This is a genomic window from Pedobacter rhodius (assembly GCF_027213645.1).
GTDB lineage: Bacteria > Bacteroidota > Bacteroidia > Sphingobacteriales > Sphingobacteriaceae > Pedobacter > Pedobacter rhodius.
Genome location: NZ_JAPWGL010000003.1, coordinates 904,674 through 921,486, shown reverse-complemented (window position 1 = coordinate 921,486; position 16,813 = coordinate 904,674). Strand labels below are relative to the sequence as shown.

Genomic DNA, 16,813 nt, shown 5'->3' with positions numbered 1-16,813 from the left:
CAGTGCGACAATGCACTGTAAGTAAGGGTTTAGCACCAAAAATTAGGCTGGCCCGGAGCACTGCAATAGTTGTGGCAACCAGCAGCACCCTGACAGTTTCCTGCACCGTAATCACCGTTATCCATTGCATATGCAACTGTTCCCCCAGCTGCATCGCATGCACCGCCAGAAGCGCATGGATTACCATTGTTTCCGCCTGGTGTACCAACTGGATAAAGACCGCCCATTACATTTTTCATCTCAGCTCTGCTGAGTAAATTTACTTTTTTCATTTTTAAAAGTTTAATTTTGCTTTTATAGGTTTGTTCTCCTTTCACGCAAGGAAAACTTAAGCGATGCCGGTAAACGCCTGCATTCGTTCCTTGGGGCAGTTTCGTTGCAACCTGCTGCCCCTTTTTTTGCAAAAGTCTTTCGGAATTCTAAAATTTCCCTTAACTGTTTTATGTTGCTATAAAAGATACTTCAGGTCCTCCAGTTGATAGCCTGTGGGTATTTTATAGCCATTGATAAAAATAGTCGGAGTAAATGCTATATCCGCCATACTGCACCACTGACGCTGCTTTTCTATTGCTATATGATCCTGCTCACCTAAAGTAGCAGGATATTGTAAAGCCCATGCCTCATAGGTATCCCTTTTTTCATACCATTGCGTTAATGCATTGCCTGCAGTGATATTATCCTCAGCCAATGTTAAGGCAATCAGGTGTCTGGCAACCTTGGTTCGGAAATCATGCGCGCTTCCATTTGTAGTGAACACAACCTTACCCTGAATATCATCCCTATCAACCATCCACCTTTTCAGAAATTCATGAGCTTTCGCACAGGGGTTGCAATAGGGATTACTGACCATTGTAATGGTTATCGGCGCATTTGGATTGCCCAGACTAATAGGTATCAGATCATCATTCACCGCATATCTGGGCTGGCTGAAAAGCCGCTGCATAAAAAGGTCGGTATCAAACTTGAAATTTTTCAAGTCCTGCTTTAGTGGCTGCACCTGCACCGACAGGTAAAGCAATGGCTTGAGGAGGAACCATCCTATAACAGGCGTAAAAAAAAGGATGGGTACAAAATAAAAAGCATAGGCACCGCTGCTTTGTTTAAAAGCATTAAAACTGATATTAACTACAAATTCTGACCATAGTATAAACTGTACCGCACAACATAAGACGCACCAGTTTTTATGCCTGTATTGATAACTGATCGAATATAGGGTGTAGGGTAACGCCGCTAAGTTGAGCCATGCGATCAGATTAACTGACGTAGGTTGCACCAGAAGGAGCAATAATGAACCTGTAAAATAAAAAAAACCGATTTCACTCCAGCTTAACCAGGAGGTTATCTGTGCAGCATCCGACTTCAGTATATTGTTACAATCACTTTTTCCAGCCAGGCCACACAAGTTCCTTATAAAGGGATTTTGAGAATTGATACTTTGGGTCAGCAATAGGATACTTATGCCAGCTCCGATAAGTTTTACAGTGCAGAGTAGAAGGTAGGAAAGCGAAAATGGATGGGCAGCAATAGCAAGCCCCAGGATTGTAATACAAAAGATGGCACCAAGGGGAAGAAGCATTTTCTGCAAAATACCTTTTAGGTAGTTTAACCTGTAACTTTTCTCCCCGCTTGTGGTTCTGCCTTCGGCATGGAAAGCTATTCCGTCCCAGCGTTTCAAAAACTCTTCCTCCGTCATTATTCCATTTCTCTCACCTTCATCTGTATAATAAACGTTCCCTTTTTCAATACCCTGTACGAGGACAAATCTTCCCCCTTTTTCTGTAAAATGTGCCGCAAATGGAAATAACAAGTCCCCTGTCTCGAAATCTGCTTTATCAATTCTATACGTGTAATTATCTACATTCCACTCCCGCAGGCAGTCGCTTAATGCCAGTATACTTGGGTATCCGGGATGTTCTTTTAGACAGGTGTCAGCTGCTGATGTAGTCACCTTAACTTTTAAGATCTTTAGGAGAGCCGATAATATGGCTTCCAAATTGGGGCGCTTTAATGTGAAAATATCCATTCTTAGATTAGTCTTCGGGACGTCCGTGCAGACCGGAATTCCCTCGTATATCGTTTTGTTTTACTAATCTTCGAACTTTTTATTGTTAATCAAAGTATGAATATAGGGAAATACACCAAAGCCTATTTTCAAAGGACACAAAGTTCCTGAGGAATGACAAATGCGGCAAAAAAACATGTGTTTTATTTCGTTATCATGCTCAAATGCTTTAGAATAATGGAGGTTCAACTTAGTTAAAACTCCTTAAAGCACTAATTTTCTTGAGGTAGCTGAAGCAAATTTTAAAAATAGCGCAAAAGTCAGTTGGAGAGATTAGGTCTTTTTGTAGATAAAAATTTACATTAACCGGCCTGCATTAGCTGTTTTTATAATGAGTTGAGTTCAGTAATCGGCGCCAACGGGTCGCACCCGAAATTCGCTATATCTTTTATTATACAAATAGCCTGCCTGCGGACTAAGGAATTTAGCGATTTCTGCTTACCTACTTATAGTGGACATATAATTAATAAGGTAGTTTCGTCCTTCAGAAGGTACGTTTGGTGTATTATATTTTGAAGCGATGTAAAGAAATAATACATTTAAAAATACAATATATCATTCATACCATTATGAAAACAAACAAATTAGAAAAAAAAGTACAGTTCATCTTTAAAAGAAGACCTGCCGGGAATTTAAGCAAACAGCAAATGCAGACAGTTAAAGGTGGGAACGGACCTCAGAAACCAACAGAGGGACCTTCTGTCGATCCCGGCTGTACAATCGTACAGATTCCAACACAGACGGATATTTAATACTTATTCCTTATAATTGAGAAATAAGTAATCCTATGCTGAAAAATTATCTGTTTGCCCTTATCCTTTTCACCTTTATCATCAAAGCTAAAGCAGATGACTGTTCCTGCGCTGTCAACTTTAACTTTATGGTGGAAAAGGTTAAAAAAAATTATGTCGGCTTCTACGATAAAGTTACACCCGCCAACAGAAAAAAATTTGAACTTTTTACGGACAGCTTATCATCGGTAGCTAAAGTATCGGACAGGTATCGGTGTTCTTTCGTAATGAGAGAATGGCTGGCCTTTTTCAAGGACAAGCATATGACCGCAGGAATAGACGCCACTGGCTTTCCAGCAGATTCGATCCGCAAATTTTACGTAGACGACAAAAAAGTCTCGTGGGGCGAAACGGATTTCAATAATTACCTCTCTTCCAACAAAGGAAAAACCGATAGCATTGAAGGAATCTGGGGCAACACTGCAGGCGGTTACCGTGTCGGTATTATAAGGGATGCTAAAAATAAAAATTCATTTCTTGCCTTTACCATTACAGCAGACAATATATACTGGATGCCGCAGCAGGTTAAATTTGAGGTACAAAAGAAGAAGGCGGCCTATCAAACAAAATATTTTCGTTCAAAAGACCATTCCTATGTCTATCCTACGCTTTACAAAAATGGGGATACGCTCGATTTTGGAACTTATGGCAAATGGGTTAAAAATCCTGCCGAAGTACCAGCGCAGGCCATCAACAAGAAAACTCCTGACCTGTCTCCCAAATTTAAAGTTGTAGATGAGAAAACCGCCCTGATTTCACTGCCTTCATTTGCTTCATTGGAATACGTTAAGGTTATGGATACCCTGCTTAAGCAAAATGAGCAAGTGCTTAAAACCACAAAGCATCTCATTATAGATCTGCGTAACAATGCAGGGGGATCGGTTTTGGTCTATGAAAAACTTATACCCTATATCTATACAGGGCCAATCCTCAAAGAGGGCGGAACGGTACTAGCTACAAAGGACAATATTAAGGGAGGCTATTCAAACCTTCATCCCGAACTGTCAGATAGCCTCCAAAAGTATTTTATAGAGCGATTGGCAAAGTTGAAGGCCCATCAAGATCACCTTTATACAATTTACCCTGTTGATACGCTCAAACTTCCTTCGGTAGAAAAATATCCCGAGCGCATTTCCTTTTTAGTGAACAGGAATACGGGAAGTGCTGCCGAGCTTTTTTTATTAGAGGCAAAACAAAGCACAAAGGTTAAGCTTTTTGGGGAAAACAGTGGGGGTGCTATAGATTATACAGAGTTCATCAGGACAAAAATGCCATGTCCCTTTTTCGTCCTTTACTATCCCGCCTGTAAGTCATTGCGATTACCGAATTACCCATTGGATAACATTGGTATCGCTCCCGATGTAAAGATTCCCACCGGAATTTCTGACTGGATTGATTATGTACAAAAAAATTAAAAGTAAATGGGTTATAGCGTAAAAAACAAAAAAATTATAGCTTCCCATATCCTGTTCTGGCTGTCGTATATGGTTTTAGGGGCGCTCATGGATTTTGGCAGGAATCCAAAGCATTTTTCCATCAACATACTGGATATGTTTTTTACGCATTTCCCAAACATGGTCGTCTTTTATGCCTGCTTTTTCGCTTACACAAGATTCCTTCATCCGACAAGAGCGCTTTACCTTTCCCTTTCACTGTTAATCATATATGGCCTTGCCATTGGACTATGGCTTTCGAATAAATTTATTATTGCCCCACTGATCCACCCCAATAAGATCGGGTCATCGGCCGCCCCTTTTGCTACATTTAGGTTTTGCATTGAAGTTTTTTGGCTCTTCCTGATGTATGCCTTTTTCTCGTTCGGTTATTATTATATGAGGAAAAGTATAAGGTTTGAAAGAAAACAGCGCTTGATAGAAAAGGAAAAGCACGAGGCAGAGTATGCATTCCTGAGATCACAGATAAATCCCCACTTCCTGAACAATACCTTAAACTTCTTCTACGCCAAATCAATTCCTTTATCAGAAGAACTTTCGGAGGGAATTATGTTATTGAGTGAAATTATGAGGTATTCACTGGAGATTGAAAAGGATGACAAGACGACCCTGATCAGCCGCGAAATAGAGCATATTAAAAACGTCATTAAAATAAACCAGCTTCGGTTCAACAACAAACTCCAAATAGAATTTAAGGTAAACGGGCCAACAGATCAAGTACGGATAATCCCTCTGATCCTGATAACTGTCGTTGAGAATATTCTAAAACACGGCAACTGTACAGACGCGGCAAATCCGGCTAAAGTTATTTTGAATATCGGAGAGGATGGAAGCATTAGCCTGAATACATTTAATACCAGAAAAAAGGCACCTAAAGAACTTTCCAGCGGCATCGGAATGGATAACATTAAGAAGAGGCTGCTCCATTTTTATGAAAAAGGGTTTAGCCTCGATATCCACGATACCGAAGTGGACTACGCTATAACGCTAAAAATAGAGCAGCCCGCTACTGCCAGCCGCTTTGAAAACACTATTTACACAAAAAACCATCCCATAATAAACCGGAACGAAAATTTCACACCCCCTTATCCAATAGTATGATAAACTGCATTATTGTTGATGATGAAGACCATGCAATTGATGTTATCAAGCACTATCTTAAATCCGTTAGCCAGCTGAACCTGATTGCCTGTTTTACCAACCCTGCCAAAGCAATCACCTATCTTGAAGGTCATAATGTCGATCTGATATTCCTCGATATCAATATGCCCGAGTTATCGGGTATCGAATTTATACAGACGGTCCGCCATTCAAATTACCATTTCGTCCTGACCACCGCATACCGGGAATTTGCAACAGAAGGTTTCGATCTTGATGTTGTTGACTACCTGGTTAAACCCATTCCTTTGGCACGTTTCTTACAGGCCGTTACGAAAGTGCAAAAACTTATTGGGAAGCAAAGTGCCGATAACATACTAGGCGCAGGCGAAAACGATTATTTTATCGTAACGGCACAGTCCAAAAGCAAGATGGTCAAAATCAACATCGAAGATATTGATTATATCGAAGGCATGAAAAACTACGTTGCTTTCCATCATAACGGTACACGGACACTATCACTTATAACACTGAAGGATGTAGAGGAAAAGTTGGCAACTAAACGCTTTATGAGGGTGCAGAAATCATTTATTATAGCCCTTGATAAGGTGGTGGCAATTAATGGCAACCATGTTCTTCTTAAAGGAGTTTCTTCAGAAATTATGATTGGGGACACCTACAAGAAGCTTTTTTTGGATATAATAAAGAAGAATCTGATTATCTAACTTAACAGTTAATGGTTATCATCCAAATAGATCTGATGGGAAAAAAGAATCAAAAGAAAAGTAGCTTTTCCTAATCAAATGGTCAAAGAAGGAATTGAAGAGATAAAAATATATTGGTGGTTAACTTCAGAACCTAATAATTTTAATTTCCAACTTTCGTTGAAAGCCAACTAAGAGAACTTTACCTACCTTTTTTATCTTTTGTGATTAATATACATTTACTACATGAATAATTTGGGTAATTGAAGCTTTAACATCTTTGCAGGTTGGACAAACCTACCGTATTAAGTCTTTTAGTGGTCTCATCGTTTTTGTTGAATTAGAATTGATGTGGCTGATAACAGTAATTTCGTTCAATTTAAGTTAACAATATACACTCAGATTATATTATTTAAAAGCTTTTCACCGGCATAGGCTTTTCATTCACTTGCCATAGCTCTTTATAGATTCGTTTATATTTTGAACCAGAAAAGAAATGATCTCTGCTATTAATTCGGCAGGTTCTTTAAAGCCGCCCAAAACCCAATCCTGGATAATTGCGATTGTTCCCTTCTCTCCAAACAGATATGCTTTATCCACCAATAAGTTTTGTTTATTCGGTTCGCCATTTTTAGTTGTTGGCAATTCCCGGTTCCTGAAAGAAGCTAATGTTTTGAAAAGCACACTGCTTGCATCAATTTCCGAAAAAATAACCTCACTCATTTTCTTATCTCGCGCCAAAGTCTTGCAGGCCGCCAATATCAGACCATCTACATTGTCAATATCTTTTATGGAATCCATTAATGCATTAAACATTTCATCTTCCATCTCCCGTAATATTTCATACGGCGTATTATAGTGCAAAATTCAAATTCACAGAGAAAAGGATGGTTTGTATTATGGGAAACTGGTTTGGACAAAAGACCAAAGTGCAAAAGCCAGGAAATTCTACGGCGCTATGATTATGACCGGGTTAAAAAAAGAAAGTGAAAGCATATATAAAGGGAAAGTTCATGATCCTGAAAAGGATAAAACATACAGTTGTAACCTCACCATGCAAAACGCTGATGCACTCGATTTACGCGGTTACATCGGCATCTCCCTTATCGGAAGAACAGAACACTGGACAAGGGTTTTCAGATAGATATAATACGGATTAACCAATTATAAAAATTTCCACATCGAAGTTTAGAGCAACAAGAAAAATATGAACAGAAAAAAATTTATTACATCCGGTATTTTAGCCGTAAGTGGCTTATGCTTTGCAAGTGCAAAATTTCCTTATCTTTCAAAAACTTCAAAAGTTGAAAAACCAAAGGAAACTGAAGTACCGATCGTTATTATCGGTTCTGGATATGGTGGTTGCGGTTGCTGCTCTACGACTTTGTGAAGCCGGAAAGAAAGTATTAATGCTGGAAATGGGGTTAAACTGGGGTAAATCGGGGATTCCCTATTCCAGTTTGTTAAAACCTGGAAAAAGTGCTGCCTGGTTAAAAAATAAAACCATTGCTCCATTTATGAATATTTTCCCATTAACACCTTTTACCGGCGCTTTAGATCGTTTGGATTTTAAAAATATAAATGTTTGGGTAGGCAGAGGCGTTGGTGGTGGTTCCATAGTAAACGGAGGAATGGCAGTAACACCCAAAAAAGCGTATTTTAAAGAAGTTTTTCCTGAACTCGATGCTGAAAAATTTTACAATTTTTATTTTCCATTGGCGAATAAAGAACTCAAAGCAAATGTAATTGATGAACAGTTTCTAAACGACTGCCCCATATTATAAATTTACAAGAGTAGGAGAAGCTGAAGCACATAAGGCCGGCTTTAAAACAGTAAGGGTTCCTAACGTATATGATTTTAAGTATATGGAAAAGGAATTTAAAAATGAGGTACCTCGTTCTGCTTTAAATACAGAAGTAATTTATGGCAACAATCATGGCAAGAATAGCTTAGATAAGACTTACCTTAAAAAAGCATTGGACACCGGCAACCTCGAAATTCTCGATCTTCACTGTGTGGAACAAATGGAGCTGAATAACGATAAAACCTATAGTTTGACCGCGAAACAAATCGATACTTCAGGGAATACCTTAGCCAATAAAATTTTTCATTGCAAAAAATTAATTATAGCAGCTGGCACTATGGGCACTTTAAAACTGCTGCTAAATGCGCAGTCAACTAAAAACTTCCCTGTTGTTGAGGAAGTTGGAAAAAACTGGGGAAACAATGGAAACTTTATGACCGGAAGAAACTGGGTTAAATTCTAATCCGGCGGTACCGGTGCGCAGCAATCCACTATTCCGGTAGCTAGTATTGATCATTGGGATGATAAAGAACATGCTTTTTTCACGGAAATTGCGCCCTTTCCCATGGGCATGGATGTCGCCACGGCATTATATTTACTCATCAACAAAGTAGATAAGAAAGGAACGGTATCTTTTGATAAGGTAAATAAACAACTGGAATTAGATTGGGATGAAAGCAATACCAGAAAAATGAAAGAAAATGCGAAATATTTTGTTCGCAAAATGAATCAGGCCAATGGCGGAACCAGAAGTCATTTACTATTTAAAAATGGTTTTGGTGCTAATATCTGTTATCATCCTTTAGGGGGCTGTGTTTTAGGAGAATCCACTAATGCCTATGGCAAACTGAAGGCACATGAAAATCTCTATGTTTTAGACGAATCCTTAATTCCTGGAACAATTGGTGTAAATCCATTTATAACCATTGTTGCGATTGCCGACTATTGTATGGAAAACCTGATTAAACAGAACGAATTTGCCTAGGTTTTTATTGAAATTAATCCCTTAACCCATTATTTTGTATTATTCTTGATAAAATAATCACAAATGCTAAAACAGTATTAATTTTATCACAAAGAATAAATACGATATGAATAGATATTTACTGGCTGTAGCGGCATGTACTTGTGCAGTTACAGTTAATGCGCAGCAAAGCGCTTCATTAAGATCAAAAGATTATGAACATGCCGAAAGTTTTTTAAGTTACAACACGGCAAAATATATCGACCATACGTTTTCGCAACCAAACTGGCTGGAGGGTGATAAATTCTGGTATACGACGAGAACTGCCGATGGCGAACAAAGTTTCTTAGTAGACCCGCTAAAAAAGACTAAAACCTTAACAACTGAATATAAGAGTAATGGCGGTGGCGCACAAAACTTCCGCCGGGGTGCCCGCGGAGAAGTTGTTTCTCCGGATGGTAAAAAATCAATACTGATTAAAGATTACAACCTTTATGTAAAAGATATCGCTTCCGGCAAATTAACCCAGTTAACAACCGATGGCATTAAAGATTATGGCTATGCAACCGATAACGCAGGCTGGAAACACAGTGATGGCGCAATTTTACGCTGGTCGCCGGATTCGAAAAAGATAGCTACTTTTCAGCAAGACCAGCGTAATTCAAAAGATATGTACCTGGTAAGCACCAATGTGGGTGCCCCAAAACTCAGCGCATGGAAATATCCATTGCCCGGCGATAAAGAGATCGCAACCATCAGAAGAGTTGTTATTGATGTGGAAAACCCAAAAGTGATTTCGCTAAATATACCGCCCGATCCACACCGTGCAACCCTTAGTGATGACATCTCGAGCAGCGGAACTTTTGATGATATCGACTGGAAAGCCGATGGTTCTGAAGTCGCTTTCGTATCCACCTCACGTGACCATAAAAATGAAAAGTTCCGTATTGCAAATGCAGAAACCGGCGCCGTTCGCGAAGTATTTGAAGAAACCGTAAAAACGCAATACGAATCCGGACAAGGCGCCATCAACTGGCGGTATCTACCGGCAACAAAAGAAATTCTTTGGTATTCGGAAAGGGATAACTGGGGTCATTTATATTTATATGATGCAACAACAGGTAAGGTAAAAAACCAAATTACGAAAGGCAATTGGGTGGTTACCCGCTTGCTAAAGGTTGATGAAAACACAAGAACCTTATATTTCATTGCGAACGGACAAGACAAGACAAACCCTTATTTCGGCCATTTTTACAAAATTGGTTTTGATGGGAAAAAATTAGTTGATTTAACGCCCGAAGCGGGAAATCATACGGTTACCATATCACCATCTGGCAAATATTTTATAGATACCTATTCTCAACCCAATGTGCCTGCTGTGAGTGTATTCCGCAGTATGGATGGCAAATTAATTTCTGAATTGGAGAAAACAGATGTTTCGAGACTAACGGCTACTGGATGGAAAGCGCCTACACCGGTTTCTGTTAAAGCGGCAGACGGAAAAACCGATATTTATGGTTTGGTTTTTACCCCAACCAAAATGGATGCCGGCAAAAAATATCCGGTTATCGATTATATTTACCCCGGTCCACAAGGCGGCAGTGTGGGCAGCTGGTCATTTGCGGCTTCCCGTGGCGACAACCAATGTTTAGCTGAATTAGGTTTTATCGTTGTCGTAATGGAAGGAACCAGTAACCCCAACCGCTCTAAAAGTTTCCACGATATGAGTTATGGCAACATGGCTGAAAATACCTTACCTGATCAGATTACAGCAATTAAACAACTTGCTGAAAAATACCCGATAGATACCGCAAAAGTTGGTATCTGGGGCCACTCAGGCGGTGGTTTCGCAACTGCAGCAGCGATGTTCCGTTACCCTGATTTCTTTAAAGTTGGTATTTCTGAATCCGGAAACCATGAAAACAGGAACTATGAAGATGATTGGGGCGAACGCTATAATGGCTTAGTTGAAAATGCCGACTATGATGCTCAGGCCAATCAGAATTATGCCAAAAATTTAAAAGGAAAGTTAATGCTCGTTCATGGAATGATGGATGACAACGTACCGCCTTACAATACTTTATTGGTTGTTGAGGCTTTGGAAAAAGCAAATAAATCTTTCGATTTAGTAATTTTCCCGAATAGTGCACATGGCTATGGTGCCTATTCGCCATATATGATGAGAAGAAGATGGGATTACTTCGTACAAAATTTATTGGGTGCTCAACCGCCTTATGATTATCAAATGAAACCACCGACAATGCGGTAGACAAGAATATACGAGCAAGGTTCCGATTAAAATCGGAACCTTTTTTGTAAAAAGAAAAAAATGAACGTTAAGTTCTGTTAAAGTTTTAACTGCCTAATTATTATATTCTATTTTAGCTAAAAGCTAATCGGAAAATGAGAATCTTTTTCATCCTGACATTAATTCTTATATCTGGTAAAATCTCTGCGCAGCAGATTAACGGGCAGGTATTGGACTACACTTCGAAATTACCTGTAGACAATGTCGTGATAATTTACGGCACGCAAACCATAATTACCACAGGCAGCGGAAAATTCTCGTTTCAAAAAAAATCTTCACCAGATATTATAAAGGTTAAAAAATTAGGCTACCAGGATTACGACTTGAATTTAAGCAACAATTTTAAAGACATTACAATTTACCTAAAACAATCATCCATAAACCTGAATGATGTACTCATTTTACCTAAACGCGATTACCTTGCCGACTCTCTAAAATTGCGGAAAGACTACGCAACCATTTTCGCCTACAAAGCGCCGGGTGTAAAAGATATGCTTGTAGAAAAAGGATGGCGCTATCCAACATTTGGCTCTAATTTAGTTTCAAATTCCACCTCCTCTATTATTAGTCTTGATGTTTTAAAAACGATTGGTTTACTCACAAAAAATAAATCTTCAATATCCAAATTGCAAAAAGTACAGCTGAAAGATGAAGAAAGCAATTACATTAATCATCGTTTTGATGTAGAAAAAATAGCATCAATCACCAAACTTGAGGGTGATTCTTTACAAAGTTTTATTCAAAAATATCGGCCGTCAGCTACGGAAATCCGAAAAATGAACGATTATCAGCTGCTTATGTATGTAAAGAAAAGTTACACCGAGTTTATTAAGCCAAACAAAGATTAACTTTAACAGTTAAATCAACTTTAACATTTTATTTTATGGGAAAAACAAGAGCAGAAAATCATGTAATTATTACCGGATCAACCGGGATGGTTGGTGAAGGTGTTTTGATTCAGTGCTTAAATAGCCCTGAAATTGATTCGGTTTTAGTGATTAACCGTAAATCGTGCGGCTATGTACATCCAAAGTTAAAAGAAATTATCCATCAGAATTTTTTTGATTTTTCTCCGATTGAAAACGAGCTTAGCGGATATAATGCCTGTTTCTTTTGCCTTGGAATTACATCTGTCGGCGCAAGTGAGGCTACTTATTTTGAAATGACTTATACCCTTACCATGCATGTTGCCGAAATACTGAGCAGGCTCAATAATAAGATGACCTTTTGCTATGTTTCCGGAAGCGGAACAAATGTGAATGGCAGGTTAAACTGGCAAAAGGTAAAGGGGAAAACGGAAAATGACCTGATGAAATTACCATTCGAACAGGTTTTTAACCTCAGGCCGGGATTTATAAAACCGATTAAAGGCCAGAAATTTGCCCACAAATTTTATAAATATGTTAACTGGATGTTTCCGGTTGGCCGACGCTTTTTTCCGAATGGATTTTGCAAAATGACTGAACTTGGCGATGCCATGATTAATACCTTAAGCCACAATAATGAAAGAAAAGTTTTAGAAGGAAGAGATATTATTGAACTGGCTGGAGAACCCTTGTAAGGATGGAAAATGTAATATGGAAAACGTAAAAGGGAAAGTTTAATTTAACATCTTACATTTTCCATCTTACCTCTAAACTATTTCTTGTTATCGTATTTGCGTTGGTTATCTTTATTCGATGTCTGATCTGAACGTTGTCCGCCGCCATTTGTAATTCCCTGAATTTTCTTATCCACTTTAACATCGTGATTTGCCCTGTCAGCTATTGAACTTCCTTGTGTGGTCGGATTGTTTTTTGGTGTGTTTGCACTTTTCATAATTATAAAATTTAGTTATACATTTTGCAGAGCGCTGTTATATAAACCGATAGCAACCGGTTATGTTTTATTTTTTAGTCATCAATAGCTTTTGTCTTATGACAGCTTTTAACTATTCAGTTTAAAATACCTGAATAGGTAAAGCAATACAACACAGATTTAAACAATATTAATTAGTTGTTCTGTCGTAAAATCCTAACATCGTAAAGATCTTAGCAAAATCCTGATTAGCTTTGCCTCTTTAATCTTGAATATGTTAGCTCACCATAAAATAATTGCTGCAGAATTAAAAGTTGCAGAAAAACAAGTAAGCGCTACCCTCAACTTATTAGATGAAGGCGCAACGGTGCCATTTATTTCGCGTTACCGTAAAGAATTAACAGGAAGTTTGGATGAAGTTCAGGTTGCGGCAATACGCGACCGGATTTTGCAATTACGCGATTTAGATAAACGCCGCGAAGCGATTCTAAAATCGATGACAGAGCTTGGGAAACTAACACCTGAGCTTGAAAAACAAATTAATGAAGCCGAAACCATTTCGCTTTTAGAAGATATTTATCTGCCTTACAAACCTAAACGTAAAACCCGTGCTTCGGTTGCAAAGGAAAAAGGTTTAGAACCCTTGGCTTTACAGATTTTCGATCAGAAAAATTTCGATTTAGAAGCTTCTGCCAATAATTTTATTGATCCGGAAAAAGGTGTAAATACGGTAGATGAAGCACTTGCCGGCGCTCGTGACATCATCGCAGAAATGATTTCTGAAAATGCCGAAACACGCACTAAAATGCGCATCTACTTCCAGGAAAAAGCAGTTTTTAAATCAGAAGTCATTAAAGGTAAAGAAGAAGAAGGCATAAAATATAAAGATTATTTCGAGTGGAGTGAACCCGTAAAAACAGCGGCCTCACACCGGGTTCTGGCCATGCGCCGTGGCGAAAAAGAATTGATTTTGCGCTTAGATGCCCTGCCCCCTGCGGAAGAGGCGCTGGCGATTTTAGAAAATCAATTTATTGCAGCCAACAACGACGCTTCGAAACAAGTTCAGCAGGCATTGGAAGATGGCTATAAACGCTTGCTTGAACCTGCAATGGAAACTGAACTCCGCGTGTTAACCAAGCAAAAAGCGGATGAGGAAGCGATTAGGGTTTTCGCAGAAAATGCCCGTCAGCTGCTATTAGCAGCACCAATGGGGCAAAAAAACGTATTGGCAATCGATCCGGGCTTCCGTACGGGCTGTAAGGTGGTGTGTTTAGATAAACAAGGTCAATTGCTGGAAAACACGGCAATTTACCCACATACAGGCCAAGGAAATATAAAAAATGCTGAATTCACTATTCAGCAGCTTTGTGAGAAGTATGATATTGAAGCCATTGCCATTGGCAACGGAACTGCGGGAAGAGAAACCGAAGCGTTTGTTCGCGGATTAAATTTACCGCATATTACCATTGTAATGGTCAATGAAAGTGGTGCATCTATTTATTCAGCTTCGGAAGTGGCCCGTGAAGAATTTCCAACACAGGATATTACGGTTCGTGGTGCGGTTTCCATTGGCCGCAGGTTAATGGATCCACTGGCAGAACTGGTCAAAATAGACCCGAAATCTATTGGCGTTGGCCAATACCAGCACGATGTCGACCAAAATAAATTGAAGGCAAGCCTGGATGACACTGTAATTAGTGCGGTGAATGCGGTTGGCGTAGAGTTAAATACAGCTTCGAAACAGATTTTAGCTTACGTTTCGGGCTTAGGCCCTACTTTGGCTCAAAACATTGTTGATTACAGAAATACCAATGGTGCTTTTAAAAACCGTGAAAGCCTGAAAAAAGTGCCTCGCCTGGGTGATAAAGCTTATGAGCAAGCTGCAGGTTTCCTACGCATCCGCAATGCTGAAAATGTTTTAGATACGAGTGGCGTTCACCCGGAACGTTATGCTGTGGTAGATAAAATGGCCAGCGATTTAGGCACAACGGTTTCGGCTTTAATGAAAGATACACAGCTTCAGAAACAAATTAAATTGCAGCAGTATGTTACGGATGAAATTGGTTTACCAACACTGACCGACATTTTAAAAGAACTCGCAAAACCCGGGCGTGATCCTCGTGAACAATTCGAGGCTTTCAGTTTTATCGATGGCGTAAATGAAATTGCAGATTTAAGGATTGGGATGAAACTGCCAGGTATCGTAACGAACATTACCAATTTTGGTGCCTTTGTGGATATCGGCGTTCACCAGGATGGTTTGGTACACACCAGTCAGTTGGCCAATCGTTTTGTAGCCAATCCGAATGATGTTGTTAAAGTTCATCAGAAAGTCGAGGTTACGGTAATGGAAGTTGATGCTGCCCGCAAAAGAATTTCGTTGTCGATGAAGACGGAAGAAAGCGCTAAGCAAAAAGGTCAAAGCAGAAATCCGAGCGCAGATAGACCTAAACAAGATTTCAAGCCGAATAACAACAAACCTAATTTTAAACCAAAGCAAGAATCAAAAAATGCCGATGGTGATTTGCAGGAAAAGTTAGCGAAGCTAAAAAGCATGTTCAAATAAGGTCTCAGGCCGTCATTTCGACCGCAGTGGAGAAATCTTTGAATTAGTTTTTAGATTACAAAGATTTCTCCATTTCGCTATGCTCCAGTCGAAATGAAACCAACAACTAGATATTATCAAACTTATCCTTAAACTCCAGCCTTTTCTTTGGTAAGCTTTCTGGGTAATTGGTTTGGATAAAAGCAATCATCGCTTCGCGGATGTTACAACGCAAATCGAAAGCTCTTGATGAATTTGAGGCGCTCATTAAAAAACGGACTTCTATCGAGCCATCTTTAGTACTATCCGTAACCTGGACAACATTTACACGTTTATCCCAAAGTGGATTTGAGTTCAATAGCCTTGTCATTTCCTGTCTCAATGGTTCGATTGGAATGGTGTAATCAAGGTATAGAAAAACTGTTCCCAGTAAATCTGCCGAAACCCTCGTCCAGTTTTGGAATGGCTTTTCGATGAAATAAGTAATTGGAAGAATCAGCCGGCGTTGGTCCCAGATGTTTACAACAACATAGGTTAAGGTAATTTCTTCTACCTTTCCCCATTCGCCCTCCACAATTAAAACATCATCAATTCTTATTGGCTGGGTAAAAGCAATCTGGAAACCGGCCAGTAAATTTCCGAGCGATTTCTGCGCTGCAAAACCGATAATAATTCCACCGATTCCAACACCTGTTAGCAGCCCAGCTCCTATTTTGCGCATGCTTTCGAAGCTTAACAATATAATTGCAGCCGTAATTAGTATGATTAATGAAACAATAAACTTCCTTACAAATTGAAGTTGCGTTCTGATTTTCCTTTCTTTTAAATTATCCTCTTTATTTAAATCGTATTTAAGGTAAAAATAATCCTCCAGTACATTTATTAGCCTAATTAAAATAAGTGCAAAAGTTATAGTAAGTGCAATTTCAAGAGCTTTATCAAGTGGCAATCGAATTGCAGATGGCATCACCATCAAATCCAACGAAAAGTTAAGTAGCAATAAAGGGATAAAAACCGCAACCGGTCTGCGTAAATGTTTAATAGTTGATTTTATGATGATAAAATCCCACCAACGGGATAATAATATAAAGGTTTTATGAATGATGAATTTAATTAAAATTCCCAGCAATACTGCGGCAAGACCAATAATCAGATTTTTTAAAAATAAAGGAACAGGATAACCGAAAATAGTATCAAGGTATTGCATAATAAATTTGTTGGTTAAGGAATAACTATTTAACAATGGGTAGTGCCTATTGTTTTAGGCTAACAGTTGTGATTTAAA

The 16,813-nt window shown here is 39.0% G+C and carries 17 protein-coding genes and 1 pseudogene; 13 read left to right on the top strand and 5 right to left on the bottom strand.

Going from position 1 to position 16,813, the window contains the following annotated elements; genetic code table 11:
* Nucleotides 1–29: 29 nt before the first annotated feature.
* Together O0931_RS14110 and O0931_RS14105 are read right to left on the bottom strand one after the other, a co-directional pair.
* Nucleotides 30–272 (bottom strand): hypothetical protein, encoded by a 243-nt coding sequence (locus O0931_RS14110; RefSeq protein ID WP_269416214.1) that lies wholly within the window; start codon nucleotides 270–272, stop codon nucleotides 30–32.
* A 176-nt stretch (nucleotides 273–448) separates the two neighbouring features.
* Nucleotides 449–1,948, bottom strand: a complete 1,500-nt coding sequence (locus O0931_RS14105; RefSeq protein WP_269416213.1) for a vitamin K epoxide reductase family protein — start codon at nucleotides 1,946–1,948, stop codon at nucleotides 449–451.
* A 683-nt stretch (nucleotides 1,949–2,631) separates the two neighbouring features.
* Here O0931_RS14105 and O0931_RS14100 point away from each other — a divergent pair.
* From O0931_RS14100 to O0931_RS14085, 4 genes are read left to right on the top strand one after another with little or no spacing between them, the layout of a single operon-like run.
* Entirely contained in the window at nucleotides 2,632–2,814 is a 183-nt protein-coding gene (locus O0931_RS14100) for a hypothetical protein (RefSeq protein WP_269416212.1), read from the top strand.
* Nucleotides 2,815–2,849: 35 nt separating this feature from the next.
* Nucleotides 2,850–4,268 carry a S41 family peptidase gene (locus tag O0931_RS14095; protein WP_269416211.1) on the top strand — a complete coding sequence of 473 codons (1,419 nt, stop codon included), beginning with the start codon at nucleotides 2,850–2,852 and terminating at the stop codon, nucleotides 4,266–4,268.
* Nucleotides 4,269–4,274: 6 nt separating this feature from the next.
* On the top strand, nucleotides 4,275–5,408 hold the full coding sequence (locus O0931_RS14090) for a sensor histidine kinase (RefSeq protein WP_269416210.1): 1,134 nt from the start codon (nucleotides 4,275–4,277) through the stop codon (nucleotides 5,406–5,408).
* Nucleotides 5,405–6,130: a LytR/AlgR family response regulator transcription factor gene (locus O0931_RS14085; RefSeq protein WP_269416209.1), complete on the top strand. Its 726-nt coding sequence runs from the start codon at nucleotides 5,405–5,407 to the stop codon at nucleotides 6,128–6,130. The genes O0931_RS14090 and O0931_RS14085 overlap by 4 nt, the downstream gene beginning before the upstream one ends.
* 423 nt (nucleotides 6,131–6,553) lie before the next feature.
* Here the strand turns inward: O0931_RS14085 and O0931_RS14080 are convergent, their stop codons facing one another.
* On the bottom strand, nucleotides 6,554–6,937 hold the full coding sequence (locus tag O0931_RS14080) for a TetR-like C-terminal domain-containing protein (protein WP_269416208.1): 384 nt from the start codon (nucleotides 6,935–6,937) through the stop codon (nucleotides 6,554–6,556).
* A 37-nt stretch (nucleotides 6,938–6,974) separates the two neighbouring features.
* Between O0931_RS14080 and O0931_RS14075 the strand changes: the two genes are divergently transcribed.
* The 8 genes and pseudogenes from O0931_RS14075 to O0931_RS14045 all read left to right on the top strand — a co-directional run bounded on the left by O0931_RS14075 (nucleotide 6,975) and on the right by O0931_RS14045 (nucleotide 12,747).
* Entirely contained in the window at nucleotides 6,975–7,253 is a 279-nt protein-coding gene (locus O0931_RS14075; protein ID WP_331283631.1) for a DUF2147 domain-containing protein, read from the top strand.
* A 160-nt stretch (nucleotides 7,254–7,413) separates the two neighbouring features.
* Nucleotides 7,414–7,893: a hypothetical protein gene (locus O0931_RS14070; protein WP_269416207.1), complete on the top strand. Its 480-nt coding sequence runs from the start codon at nucleotides 7,414–7,416 to the stop codon at nucleotides 7,891–7,893.
* A gap of 82 nt (nucleotides 7,894–7,975) precedes the next feature.
* Nucleotides 7,976–8,377 carry a GMC family oxidoreductase N-terminal domain-containing protein gene (locus O0931_RS14065; RefSeq protein WP_269416206.1) on the top strand — a complete coding sequence of 134 codons (402 nt, stop codon included), beginning with the start codon at nucleotides 7,976–7,978 and terminating at the stop codon, nucleotides 8,375–8,377.
* An 18-nt stretch (nucleotides 8,378–8,395) separates the two neighbouring features.
* Nucleotides 8,396–8,668, top strand: a pseudogene (locus tag O0931_RS20165) (hypothetical protein); the annotation flags it as partial.
* A 33-nt stretch (nucleotides 8,669–8,701) separates the two neighbouring features.
* Complete coding sequence (locus O0931_RS20160) at nucleotides 8,702–8,899, top strand: GMC oxidoreductase (protein WP_428982695.1); 198 nt, start codon at nucleotides 8,702–8,704, stop codon at nucleotides 8,897–8,899.
* A 106-nt stretch (nucleotides 8,900–9,005) separates the two neighbouring features.
* Nucleotides 9,006–11,147: a S9 family peptidase gene (locus tag O0931_RS14055; RefSeq protein ID WP_269416204.1), complete on the top strand. Its 2,142-nt coding sequence runs from the start codon at nucleotides 9,006–9,008 to the stop codon at nucleotides 11,145–11,147.
* A gap of 134 nt (nucleotides 11,148–11,281) precedes the next feature.
* Nucleotides 11,282–12,034 carry a hypothetical protein gene (locus O0931_RS14050; protein ID WP_269416203.1) on the top strand — a complete coding sequence of 251 codons (753 nt, stop codon included), beginning with the start codon at nucleotides 11,282–11,284 and terminating at the stop codon, nucleotides 12,032–12,034.
* Between the two features lie 35 nt (nucleotides 12,035–12,069).
* Nucleotides 12,070–12,747, top strand: a complete 678-nt coding sequence (locus O0931_RS14045) for a Rossmann-fold NAD(P)-binding domain-containing protein (protein ID WP_269416202.1) — start codon at nucleotides 12,070–12,072, stop codon at nucleotides 12,745–12,747.
* A 77-nt stretch (nucleotides 12,748–12,824) separates the two neighbouring features.
* Here O0931_RS14045 and O0931_RS14040 read toward each other — a convergent pair whose 3' ends face one another.
* Entirely contained in the window at nucleotides 12,825–13,004 is a 180-nt protein-coding gene (locus O0931_RS14040) for a hypothetical protein (protein WP_269416201.1), read from the bottom strand.
* A 253-nt stretch (nucleotides 13,005–13,257) separates the two neighbouring features.
* On the opposite strand from O0931_RS14040, the gene O0931_RS14035 reads away from it, so the two are divergent.
* Nucleotides 13,258–15,549 carry a Tex family protein gene (locus O0931_RS14035; RefSeq protein ID WP_269416200.1) on the top strand — a complete coding sequence of 764 codons (2,292 nt, stop codon included), beginning with the start codon at nucleotides 13,258–13,260 and terminating at the stop codon, nucleotides 15,547–15,549.
* A gap of 106 nt (nucleotides 15,550–15,655) precedes the next feature.
* Here O0931_RS14035 and O0931_RS14030 read toward each other — a convergent pair whose 3' ends face one another.
* Nucleotides 15,656–16,735: a mechanosensitive ion channel family protein gene (locus tag O0931_RS14030; protein ID WP_269416199.1), complete on the bottom strand. Its 1,080-nt coding sequence runs from the start codon at nucleotides 16,733–16,735 to the stop codon at nucleotides 15,656–15,658.
* Nucleotides 16,736–16,813: the final 78 nt, after the last annotated feature.

Excerpts from the sequence above, each read along its gene's own strand:
- O0931_RS14110 (WP_269416214.1), bottom strand. The coding sequence starts at position 272 with ATGAAAAAAGTAAATTTACTCAGCAGAGCTGAGATGAAAAATGTAATG.
- O0931_RS14100 (WP_269416212.1), top strand. The coding sequence starts at position 2,632 with ATGAAAACAAACAAATTAGAAAAAAAAGTACAGTTCATCTTTAAAAGA.
- O0931_RS14095 (WP_269416211.1), top strand. The coding sequence starts at position 2,850 with ATGCTGAAAAATTATCTGTTTGCCCTTATCCTTTTCACCTTTATCATC.
- O0931_RS14090 (WP_269416210.1), top strand. The coding sequence starts at position 4,275 with ATGGGTTATAGCGTAAAAAACAAAAAAATTATAGCTTCCCATATCCTG.
- O0931_RS14085 (WP_269416209.1), top strand. The coding sequence starts at position 5,405 with ATGATAAACTGCATTATTGTTGATGATGAAGACCATGCAATTGATGTT.
- O0931_RS14080 (WP_269416208.1), bottom strand. The coding sequence starts at position 6,937 with ATGGAAGATGAAATGTTTAATGCATTAATGGATTCCATAAAAGATATT.
- O0931_RS14065 (WP_269416206.1), top strand. The coding sequence starts at position 7,976 with ATGGAAAAGGAATTTAAAAATGAGGTACCTCGTTCTGCTTTAAATACA.
- O0931_RS14055 (WP_269416204.1), top strand. The coding sequence starts at position 9,006 with ATGAATAGATATTTACTGGCTGTAGCGGCATGTACTTGTGCAGTTACA.
- O0931_RS14050 (WP_269416203.1), top strand. The coding sequence starts at position 11,282 with ATGAGAATCTTTTTCATCCTGACATTAATTCTTATATCTGGTAAAATC.
- O0931_RS14045 (WP_269416202.1), top strand. The coding sequence starts at position 12,070 with ATGGGAAAAACAAGAGCAGAAAATCATGTAATTATTACCGGATCAACC.
- O0931_RS14040 (WP_269416201.1), bottom strand. The coding sequence starts at position 13,004 with ATGAAAAGTGCAAACACACCAAAAAACAATCCGACCACACAAGGAAGT.
- O0931_RS14035 (WP_269416200.1), top strand. The coding sequence starts at position 13,258 with ATGTTAGCTCACCATAAAATAATTGCTGCAGAATTAAAAGTTGCAGAA.
- O0931_RS14030 (WP_269416199.1), bottom strand. The coding sequence starts at position 16,735 with ATGCAATACCTTGATACTATTTTCGGTTATCCTGTTCCTTTATTTTTA.